Source organism: Bacillus sp. FJAT-27986, from assembly GCF_001685035.1.
Classification (GTDB): Bacteria; Bacillota; Bacilli; order Bacillales; family Pradoshiaceae; genus Pradoshia.
In genome coordinates, this window is sequence record NZ_MAYV01000013.1 from 1 (window position 1) to 803 (window position 803).

At 45.8% G+C, this 803-nt stretch carries 1 protein-coding gene; it reads left to right on the forward strand.

Annotated elements, in window-relative coordinates; all coding sequences use genetic code 11:
• A partial coding sequence (locus A8L44_RS08710) for a DUF7507 domain-containing protein (protein WP_139063828.1) occupies window positions 1–803 on the forward strand: 803 nt, incomplete at both ends.

The following is an 803-nucleotide window of genomic DNA, read 5'->3' on the forward strand; positions in this document are numbered from 1 at the left end:
ATGCCGGAATCAGCGTTGACAAGACCGTCAATGACCAAAAAGAGATTACGACAGAAGCCGGCAAGGCTGTGACCTACAAAATTGTGGTGAGAAACACAGGAAACACCGACTTGAAAGATGTTGTTGTGACCGATGTATTCGAAATGGAAGGAGACTTGACATTGACGTATGTCGATGGCGAGGAAACGAAAGAATACACATTGGGAGACGAATTTGATCTCGCATACGGTGACCACATTGAGTTCACGGCGAAGTACCAAATTCCAACGAACTATAAGGCTGGAGTGTATGATAACACCGCGACAGCGAGGGTGGATGGATTGGACCCTGTCAGCTCCAAAGCGACCGTAACGGTAGCGGAGGATGCTGGAATCAGCGTTGACAAAACCGTCAATGGCGAAAAAGAAGTCACAGTGAAAGCTGGAGATGAAGTCACCTATAAAATCACCGTGAAAAATACCGGTAATACGGATTTGGAAGGTGTAACATTAACTGATGAGTTCAGTATGGGTGAGATCGAGTTGACGTACCAAGTGGGAGAAGAGACAAAAATCTATGCCGGTGAAGAGTTTAACATCGCGCATCAAGATGAAGTCATCTTAACGGCGACTCATACAATTGACAAGGTTATTAAAGCAGGAACGTATCCGAACGTGGTAACTGTGACAGCCGGGGATCTAACTGAAGATTCTCAAGCAGACGTAACAGTGAAGGAAGACCCAGGCTTCTCAGTAGACAAGACCGTCAATGGCGAAAAAGAAGTCACAGCGAAAGCTGGAGATGAAGTCACCTATAAAATCACC